The sequence below is a fragment of the Borrelia crocidurae genome (assembly GCF_000825665.2).
Lineage (GTDB): Bacteria > Spirochaetota > Spirochaetia > Borreliales > Borreliaceae > Borrelia > Borrelia duttonii.
On the sequence record NZ_LN609267.1, the window covers coordinates 902,027 to 912,667 of the forward strand.

Below are 10,641 nucleotides of genomic sequence, written 5' to 3' on the forward strand. Positions count from 1 at the left end.
AAAATATAACTGTAGAGTTGATTATTATATTTGATTTATAATCTTTTTATTTGGGGTTTTCATGCAATTTTGTTTAAAGTCTGATTATTTTCCTGCTGGTGATCAACCGAAAGCAATAAGAGAGATTAAGGAATCTATTTTACGTAATAATAGGTATCAGACTTTAAAAGGTGTGACAGGTAGTGGTAAAACTTTTACAATAGCTAATATTATTAGGGATTTAGAGCGCCCTTCTTTAATAATTAGTCATAATAAAACTTTAGCAGCACAGCTTTATAGAGAATTTAAAGATTTTTTTCCAGATAATGCAGTTGAGTATTTTGTTTCTTATTATGATTATTATCAGCCTGAATCTTATGTTCCCTCAAAGGATCTATATATAGAAAAGGAAGCTACTATTAATGAAGATATTGAAATCAAGAGAATAAGGACAGTAACATCTCTTTCTAGAAGACGAGATGTTATTGTTGTTGCTACTGTTTCTTCAATTTATGCATTAGGTTCACCAATATTTTTTAAAAGTGCTGCTAATGTTTTTTTTGTAGGACAAAAAATTTCCATTAAGGAGATAGCAGACGTTTTTGTTAAACTTCAATATGAAAGGACGTTTACAAATCTTGAACATGATAAATTTTCTATTAAGGGTGATGTTGTTGAAATATGGCCTAGTAATGAACATGGTGATTTTGCATATAGAATTTATTTGGATTTTGATAAAATTATGCAGATCAACAGGATTAGTCCACTTACAAAAAAAAAATTAGGTTTTGCTGATGAATTTACGCTTTTTGCTAAATCTTATTTTGTTATTCCTTATGAAAAAATATTAAATGCTTTGCCTGAAATACAGGTTGATTTAGAAATGCAATATCGTTATTTTCAAGAAAATAATAAGCTTGTTGAAGCTGAAAGGCTTAAACAAAGAGTTAAATATGATATTGAAATGTTAAGGGAAACAGGGTCTTGTCAGGGTATAGAAAATTATTCTGCATATTTTGGCGGGGATGAGATAGATAGACCTTATTGTCTTTTCGATTTTTTTCCTGAAGATTATTTGCTATTTATTGATGAATCTCATGTTACTTTACCTCAGTTTAGAGGAATGTATAATGGAGATTATTCAAGAAAATTAAATCTTGTGAATTTTGGTTTTAGATTGCCATCAGCGCTGAAGAATAGACCACTTAAGTATTATGAGTTTGAGTCTTTGATTAATCAAGCTGTTTTTGTATCAGCAACTCCTGGCCTTGAGGAATCTGAAAAGAGTAGTGTTATTGTTGAACAAATAATACGTCCAACAGGTCTTGTTGATCCAGAAATTATTTTGAGACCTTCAGATGGACAAATAGAAGATATTTATAGTGAAATTCAAAGAAGAGTAGTTTTAAATGAGAAGATTTTAATTACAACTTTGACTAAAAAAATGTCTGAGGATTTGACAGATTATTTATTGACTCTTGGAATAAAGGCCAGGTATTTGCATGCAGAATTTAATGCTATTGAAAGAGTAAATATTATTACATCTCTTAGGAAATCAGAGATTGATGTTATTGTGGGGATTAATTTGTTAAGAGAAGGTTTAGATATTCCCGAGGTTTCTCTTGTTATTATACTAGATGCTGATAAGGTAGGATTTTTAAGGTCAGCTTCTTCTTTAATTCAGATTATTGGTAGAGCTGCTAGAAATTCGCATGGTTGTGTTATAATGTACTATGATCAAATAAGTTGTGCAATGCAAGAGGCCATTGAAGAAACACTTAGAAGGCGGAATATTCAAATTGAATATAATAAAGCGAATAATATTGTTCCAAAAACTATTGTCAAAAAAGTGCAAAGTATTTTAGAAAAAGAATTTAAAAATGAAACTCTTGATTATAATGTTGAAAAAATTATTTCCGATAATAATTTGTCTAGAGAAGATCTTATCATTAAGCTTAAATTTGAGCTTAATGAAGCGGTTGAGGATGAGAGGTTTGAAGATGCTATCTTTTTGAGAGAGAAAATCAAAGAGCTTATTAATATATGATGTTTTAATAACGAGGAGTTTATATTTTTGAAAGAAAACATTACTGTTAGAGGTGCAAGGGAACATAATTTAAAAAATATTGATGTTGATATTCCAAGAAATAGTTTGGTGGTAATATCTGGCAAAAGTGGTTCTGGGAAGTCATCTTTAGCTTTTGATACAATTTTTGCAGAAGGACAGAGAAGATATATGGAATCTGTATCTTCTTATGCGAGACAGTTTTTGGGCGTAATGAAAAAGCCAAATGTTGAATATATAGGCGGACTTTCTCCTGCTATCTCTATTGAACAGAAAACCATCAGCAATAATCCAAGATCAACGGTTGGTACTATTACTGAAATTTATGATTATTATAGATTGTTGTTTGCAAAAGTTGGCAAGCCATATTGTCCCAATGATGGAAATTTAATCGAAGAGCAATCTTTAGATAATATAATTAATGTTATTTTAAGTTATTCTGAGGGTTCCAAAGTTATATTATTTGCTCCTATTGTTATGGGTGCAAAGGGTACTCATAACAAAGAACTTGAGAAAATATTAAATCAAGGATTTGCTAGGGTTAGGATAGATTTTCAGGATTATTTAGTAGAAGATGCCGTTAACTTAAAATTAGTTAAGAATAATTATCAGAATATGGAACTTGAATAATAGACAAAATAGTAAATTCAGTAATGATATAAGAGTGAGACTTGCAGAATCTATTGAAACTGCTTTATTGGTGTCTAATGGTTATTTACGTGTAGAGATTGAAGATGATTTTAAAAAAATAGATAGAATTTTTACAGAGCATAATAGTTGTCCTTTATGTGGGTTTTCTCTTCCCTCAATAGAGCCAAGACTTTTTTCATTTAATAGTCCGTTTGGCGCTTGTAGTGAATGTTCTGGTCTTGGTATTATATTTGATTTTGATTTTGAAAAAATTTGTCCTGATATGCAACTTTCTTTTAATGAGGATGCATTTATTACCTTTAAATCAAGTTCGCCTTGGGCCTTGGCGATTTTTAAAGGCTTGTCTAAGCATTATGGATTTAAGTTAAATACTCCTATAAGTCGTATTCCTGAGGATGTTCTTCAAAAGATTTTGTATGGAGATAATGTAAAGATAGATTTTGTTTATAAGTCTAGAGAAATGGAAGCTAAAGAAATTAGAGGAGGTTTTCATTACTCTAAGGAATTTGAAGGTCTTATTCCTCTTTTAAAGAGGCGTTATCTTGCAACTGAATCTGATAGTGCTAGATCGTTTTATGAAAGTTTGATGTCTCGTAAAATTTGTAATTTTTGTAAAGGAAAGAGATTGAGTTGCGAGGCTTTGTCTGTTAAATTGGTTGGAAAAGATATCCAAGAGCTTAATAGTTTATCTGTTATGGATTCTTATTTATTTTTTGAAAATATTGAGCTTGATGAGTTTGATACAAAAATTGCTAAAGAGATTTTGAAAGAAATTAGAAATAGGCTTAAATTTTTAATTGATGTTGGACTGTCTTATTTATGTTTGGACAGAATATCTGGAACTCTTTCAGGTGGTGAAGCTCAAAGAATTAGACTTGCTACACAAATAGGTTCAGCTCTTGCTGGAGTTCTTTATGTACTTGATGAACCTAGCATTGGGTTGCATCAAAGAGATAATGAAAAATTAGTCAAGACCCTTGTTAATCTTAAAAAACTTGGCAATACAGTAATTGTTGTAGAACATGATGAGCAAACTTTACGTACTGCTGATTATATTATTGATGTTGGTCCTGGAGCTGGAATTTATGGTGGAGAGATCGTTGCTAAGGGAGTATTATCTGATATTTTAAATAATGAAAATAGTTTAACTGGTAAATATTTAAGTGGACAACTTAAAATAGAAGTTCCAAGAGTAAGACGTCAAATAGGAAAATCCAAAATTGTACTTTTGAATGCAAATAAAAATAATTTAAAAAATATTAATGTTCACATTCCTTTGGGAGTTTTTACTGTAATAACTGGGGTTTCTGGTAGTGGAAAGAGTACTCTTCTTAATGAGGTATTATATCCTGCTTTGGATAGTAGGTTACAAGCGAATGAAATGTATTCTGATGGTTTTGGGGATATTATTGGTTATGAAGAAATTGATAAGGTTATTCAGATAAATCAAAAACCAATAGGACGAACTCCAAGATCAAATCCGGCAACTTATGTTGGATTTTTTACTGAGATTAGGGAAATTTTTGCAAAGCTTCCAGAGTCTAGAACAAGGGGGTTTAAAGCAGGTAGATTTTCTTTTAATGTTAAGGGTGGACGTTGTGAAAAATGTCAGGGGGATGGATACTTAAATATTCAGATGCATTTTTTGCCTGATGTTTTTGTTCCTTGTAGTCTATGTAAAGGTAAAAAATTTAATGAAGAAACTCTGGAAATTAGGTATAAGGGAAAAAATATTTATGATGTTTTAGAAATGAGTGTTCTTGAAGCTAAAGATTTCTTTGGAAGTGTTCCAAAGATTAGTCATTATTTAAGTCTTTTAATACAAGTTGGACTTGAGTATATTAAACTGGGACAGTCATCAACAACCCTTTCAGGAGGAGAGGCTCAACGAATTAAATTGGCATTTGAGCTTGGTAAGAAAAGTATGGGAAAAACTTTTTATATTATTGATGAACCGACTACAGGTTTACATTTTGATGATATAAAGAAATTATTAGAAGTATTGCAATTACTTGTTAAAAATGGAAATACTGTGGTTCTCATAGAACATAATTTAGATGTTATTAAACAAGCGGATTATATAATAGACTTAGGTCCTGAGGGTGGAGTATTTGGAGGCAATATTGTTGTATCTGGAACTCCCGAAGAGGTTGCAAAATGCAAGAGTTCCTATACAGGAATGTTTTTGAAAAATCTTTTGTAATATGAATTTTATTAAATATTTCTTAGTTGTTTTATCCTGTTTTCTCAGAATGATAATGATAAGGATAAAATCAAAAATAAGCTGACTTTAATGCAGAAAGCTAATTTAAGGGAACTTGAGCTTTCTAGTGATGAAGATTTGAAAAAGTGGGCATTAAAAGAGGGAATCAAAGAGAAAGACATTTCTAAGATAAAATCATTGCTTTTGGAAAAATTTGGTATATCTCCTGATCTTTTTTCAAAAGATGGCAAGGATGCAGGAAGATATAAAGTAGTTATTGAGAGTACAGATAATCTTGAAAATTTTACCTATGAGCTTACTGGAGATGAAAATATTGTATTTAAAGGTAGAGTGAAACTTATTATTGAAGATGTTAAAGAGAATAAGAAACATAATATTCAAGGTGATAAGATTGTTTTTAATAAAAAAACCAAAAAGCTTTTTTCTAGTGGAAATGTTGATTATAAACTTGATTTAAGTTCTGATGAAAAATTATATTTTTATGGTAATGAATTATTTGTTGATTTTGATTCTAAAAATTTGCTTCTTAAAGATGGAATTATTCAGAAAAAAATACAGAGAAATTTAGTTGATCATATTGTTTCATTTGGGGGTAAATCTTTAAAAAGGTTGGATAATGATGCTAGTATTTTAGAGCAGGCTTTTATTACAACCAGTAAAATCCCAGAACCTTATTATTCTATTAAAGCGTCTAAGATATGGATTTTACCATCTGGAGATTTTGGTATTCTTAATGCTGTGTTTTATATAGGAAGAGTACCAATGTTTTATATTCCGTTCTTTTTTAAACCAGGTGATAGTTTATTTTTTAATCCATCTTTAGGATATTTTCCCAAGAGAGGTCTTACTCTTTTTAATACTGTATATTTATTTGGGAAGAAGTCTGTTGATAGTGACAAGTTTTCTTTTTTAGATTTTGATTTTCATTCAATGTATGATTCATCTAAAGAACCTTATATTAGGAATGGTTATTTAACTTATTTTTTTGCAGAGGATGTTGTCTCTAAGTTGAATAAAGATTATGTTAAGTTGATTTTTGATATTTATTCTAATTTGGGATTTTATACAGGTATTGATCTGAACTTAAGCAATACCTTAAATCTTTTTAAGACCTTTGAAGTTAGTTTTGGAATAGGTTTCACAAGAACTGTGCATAGACATATTTTGTCTGGAGTTTATCGTCCTTTTGATAGTAATAGTATTAATTATTCTCTTTTTAGTTTTGATAATATAAATAAGGGTAATATATTTGGTTTTGAAGTTCCTTTTAGATATTTACTTAAATCTAAGTCTGAATTTTTAATCAGTGATGCACTTTTTTCAGTAATATTTGAACATTATTCAGATCCTTATGTGATGATTGACTTTAAAGATAGATTAGAGAGTGGAACATTTTTATCTCTTTTAAGTTCTCCGAAATCTTCATCAGAAATAGAAAAAATGATAAGCACATTTGATTGGAATTTATCTTCTTTTTATAATCGTACTTTTGATGATAATTCTCTTATTGATTATAGGTTAAATAATTTGGGACTTACTTTTAAATTAGCAAGTTATGATAATATATTTAATGCCAAATCTAAGAAAAATATTAAGGATCCTACTAGAAAATGGTTTTATTTAGAGAGGATTCATTTGCCTTATATTGATTTAAATTTTCAAAAGGATCTTTATAATAATAATTGGACTGTTTCTTCTGATTCTAAAACTAAAGAATTAATTATGGGACCTAAAGTTAAAGATATTGGGGATAGTGTTGAAGATGATAAAGATAAAAGTGATTCAGAAAAACTTAAGGAAAAAAAAGATTTAATTAAAGATTTTCATTTAGTTCCTAATCCAATTGTTTCTAATGATTTTAATAAACAAGATTCTTTTTATATAAGATTTGGTATTAATCCTTATTTAAAAAACAATATATTTTTTGATGATTCTAAATTTAAATCTCCTCAAGAATTTAAATATGATGTAAAGACTTATTTGTTTGACATTAAAAATAAAATAGATTTAAAGTTTTATGCTGACTTTAATAATCGACAAATTACTTTTGAAGATATTTTGTATCTTAATACTGTTGAATATAATCCCTTGGATAAAAATTATAATTTAATAGAAAAAGATAAAAAAGGTGAGCATTCAATTATTCATAAGACCATTTTAAATCTGTTACCTTTTATGATGTATCCTAATTTTTCTCGTAGTAGTATTAAATTTGAAAATAAAATTACTCTTTATTCATTTGATAAAAAGTATGATGTAAATTCTAAAATTTTAGCTGGTAAGAGTAGTACTGTTTTTTTAAAAAGTCCCGAAACATTTTATCAAGATTTTAATTTTGATTTGATTTATGATTATAAATTCTTTACTACTAGTTTTTCAAGTATACTGAAAAATACTTTTGAAAGCATATATACTTCTTCTGAATTTAAATTTTCTCTAGAATTTCCTTATTTGTTACAAGAAGCGGGTATTGGTGTTAAATATGATAGAAAATTTAAAGAAGACACTAAAAAAACTTTCTTTTCAAAAAAGACGCTTATTAATTCATCACCCTTAAAACCTATATATCCATATAAGCATTTAAAAATGAATCCTGCTTTATATTATAAGTTGGAGCCACGATATTTAGATTATTTAAAATTTTCCTTTTTAATTGCTTATGATCCTTTAATTAATGGATTATCTGAGCTTTCGTTAAAGGTTAATGCTTATGACTTTAAATTTGCATTTGAAATGAAAAATGATTTTGAGTATAAATATGATAAATCACTTGGTGATTTTGCAAAAGTGGGATCTATGGCTAAGCTTGTTCCGTATTCTTTAAGTGCTCAGTATAAAAAAGATTTGTATGAATTTAAGTTTTTTGATGAAAAATTTTCAATTGGCTTTGGAACAGATGTTGGATGGAAAATGAATTTGCAAAAATTTGTTGATAATGAATTTTGGGCTGAGTTTACTTTAAAGTTTAAGTATACTAAATTTTTTGAATTGGATGTTTCAACTCGTTCTATTAATACAAAAACTTTTAGATATTTTGGGGGATATATGAATCAAATTGATCTTTCAACAGTCAATTTTTTAGAAGATGTCTTTAAGTCATTTAATTTTTTTAATATTCAGGATAGAAAAGATTCATTATTTAAGATTAAAAAAATTAGTACAAGTTTTAAATTTAATTTTTATGATTGGAAATTTGTTGGTGAGTATAGTTTAAGTCCAGATATTTTAAAGCATGATAACAATCGGTATTCTTCAATTTGGAGAAATACTTTTTCAATTTATATTTCCTGGAATTTCTTTGAGCCTGTTAAGTCATCGTTTGAGAGTAATTCAAGTACTAACTATGAACTTTTAATTAATAGAAAGTCTAATAGACAAGATAGAATTTTTTAAATTTAATGTTATATCTATTGTGACTTATTGAAAGTGTTTATTTATAAGTCTATTTTGATTTTGTATAAAAAATATAACCAGTATTGTTATTTAATTATTTAATATTAAGTATATATTTTGTTTTTGAAGTGAAATATGACTTTATCTTTTATGAAAGCCAAGATCTGCAATATTATTGTTACCTGATATCAATACTATTTGTCCTCCACTGTTTTCAAATATATTCCTTAATTTGATAACATTTTGAATTAATTTGATAGTGTTTTTATTTAAGTTTTTATTGTAAAAACCTTTAGACCAATAATCTATGACCAGCTTACTATCTCCAAATATGCTTTTTGTATTTTCTTGTAATGCTATTTTAAGTGCGATATATAGTCCTAAAAGTTCACCATAATTGTTACTAATTCCGTTAAAATTTTTGACATAGTGGTTGTTATAATCGTTAATAAAGTTTTGTTTTACTACTTTGTCTATTATTGATATTCCTTTTTCATTGACAACTCTAACTTCTACTCCTTGTCCTCTGCCTGTGCCGGAGTCGAAATATATACCTTTTGGGTGACAAGTATTAATTTTCCCGTTTTCTAGGAGCCATTTATTTGCTTCTTCTTTTGTTTTAAAACTTTTTATTTTATTTTTTTGTCCTATAATCTTGTTTTTGCATTCTTCCCAAGATGTAAAAATGAATTTTTCGTTTTTATCGTTTAATATGCATGCATAGTATTTTTTCATATTAATTTAACTCCCTAAGCACCAGAGGTTAGTTATATTACAAGACTTACCAAATTTTTTTTCATTTGCATTTTGTGTTTCTATGGATTCTTTTATTTCTTTGCTATATCCAATAAATTTTTCTCTAAGAGTTGGCTTAATGATTCTATTTGGTAAGGTGCTGGGAAATATGCCTGCTATTGTATATGACATATAAAAATCATAGGCAGCTGCATTTATGTCTCCGGGGGTTATTATTCCAGATATTTCATAATTTCGTGAAACATTAAGACCGGCTATTCTGTATATTCTATCAACTACTAAGGAACAGTAAGTTTTATGGTAAATGTCCTCAAGATTAATTGAATCAGTCCACATATTAGAAGATAAAAGGGGAACCATATATCCAAAATTATTGTCAATATATCTATTTCTAGCAAAATTCATTGCTTTTTGAATAGTTCTTTTATTTGTTATGGGTGAAAATATTTTTAGTATTCTTGACTGTATATAGGTTGAGAGTTTTTCATATCCCGATCCTTGGACAGAAGCTGTATCAAATTTAATTTGATTACTTGTAATTACTGATTTTATATCAAAACTATCTTTTCCTGCAAATGCGATTTTTTTTGTATTATCATATTTGTCAGCATCAAATACTCCTGTGTGCTGCCAGAAATAAAAGAAGTCAGTCCAGTCTATTTTTGGTTTTATTAATAATATGTCTCCATGTGATAAAATAGATCTTAATTTTTGAGGTGTAATTTCCATACCTGTTTCTGGATCTATAATATTTTTCATAGAGTCTATTTTTTGTTGTGATTTTGTTGAATCATATAGGTTATTGTGTTCATCAACAATTGTTTGTTTTAGTAGCATGTTTTTTATTGTATTATTGTTGATTTTCAAATGAATCATGAAGTTTTGAAAATATTTTTTGTCTTTGATTTTTAATAGTTGATTTGCTATTATGTGTGGCGATATATATTCAGTTCCATTTATTATGTCTTTGTTTATGGTATAGTTTCTTATGTTTTCCTGAGGAAAAAATGAAGCTATATTATTGATAGGTATATATCCCATGTTGTTTTCATAAAATATTTGTTCTAATTCTGTTAAAATTTCTTTTTCTAAATACATTTGTGTTTCTGTTAATTCTGTGAAATTTTTGTTTATTAAATGTATTTGTTTTATATCAGATTTTTTCTTGAAACTTGTATTAGTTTTAATGATTAGGTATCCATTGATATTGCTTTGTTGAAGAAATTTATTCCATTCTTGTGAATTATTGAGATGTTTTTGATAAGCTAGTAAATAATTTTGTATTTCTTCAATTTTTTGAGGACTTATTTTTAAATCGATTGCTAGTATTTTTAATAAATTGGGATCATTTGCATGTTGTAATAATTTATCTATTAGATTTGATGGTATGTGATATATGGTATGTATATTATTTGTTATGAGGTTATGAGCAGATGGAGCATTATGGGTTAAGTAAATTGTATTTGGACTATTGTTTGCTTGGTTATCTGTAGTAAATAAGGCGCAGGAGTATATGAGATAAAGACTTATTAATTTAAATATGCATATAAAATGTTTCATGTCAATATATTAT

General features: G+C 27.8%; 3 protein-coding genes and 2 pseudogenes. 3 read left to right on the forward strand and 2 right to left on the reverse strand.

The genetic code is table 11. From position 1 onward, the window contains the following. Positions 1-61 precede the first annotated feature (61 nt). The 3 genes and pseudogenes from uvrB (at position 62) to BN1173_RS04320 (ending at position 8,312) form a co-directional block, all read left to right on the forward strand. Positions 62-2,026: an excinuclease ABC subunit UvrB gene (uvrB, locus tag BN1173_RS04310; RefSeq protein WP_040236877.1), complete on the forward strand. Its 1,965-nt coding sequence runs from the start codon at positions 62-64 to the stop codon at positions 2,024-2,026. 27 nt (positions 2,027-2,053) lie between these two features. Further along, positions 2,054-4,898: pseudogene (uvrA, locus tag BN1173_RS04315) on the forward strand (excinuclease ABC subunit UvrA). A 5-nt stretch (positions 4,899-4,903) separates the two neighbouring features. Continuing rightward, positions 4,904-8,312, forward strand: a pseudogene (locus tag BN1173_RS04320) (LPS-assembly protein LptD). A gap of 141 nt (positions 8,313-8,453) precedes the next feature. On the opposite strand, the gene BN1173_RS04325 reads toward BN1173_RS04320, so the two are convergent. Together BN1173_RS04325 and BN1173_RS04330 are read right to left on the reverse strand one after the other, a co-directional pair. Beyond that, positions 8,454-9,047: a ribonuclease H family protein gene (locus tag BN1173_RS04325; protein ID WP_040236881.1), complete on the reverse strand. Its 594-nt coding sequence runs from the start codon at positions 9,045-9,047 to the stop codon at positions 8,454-8,456. 6 nt (positions 9,048-9,053) lie between these two features. Beyond that, entirely contained in the window at positions 9,054-10,628 is a 1,575-nt protein-coding gene (locus BN1173_RS04330) for a hypothetical protein (protein ID WP_040236883.1), read from the reverse strand. Positions 10,629-10,641 lie beyond the last annotated feature (13 nt).

Excerpts from the sequence above, each read along its gene's own strand:
- uvrB (WP_040236877.1), top strand. The coding sequence starts at position 62 with ATGCAATTTTGTTTAAAGTCTGATTATTTTCCTGCTGGTGATCAACCG.
- BN1173_RS04325 (WP_040236881.1), bottom strand. The coding sequence starts at position 9,047 with ATGAAAAAATACTATGCATGCATATTAAACGATAAAAACGAAAAATTC.
- BN1173_RS04330 (WP_040236883.1), bottom strand. The coding sequence starts at position 10,628 with ATGAAACATTTTATATGCATATTTAAATTAATAAGTCTTTATCTCATA.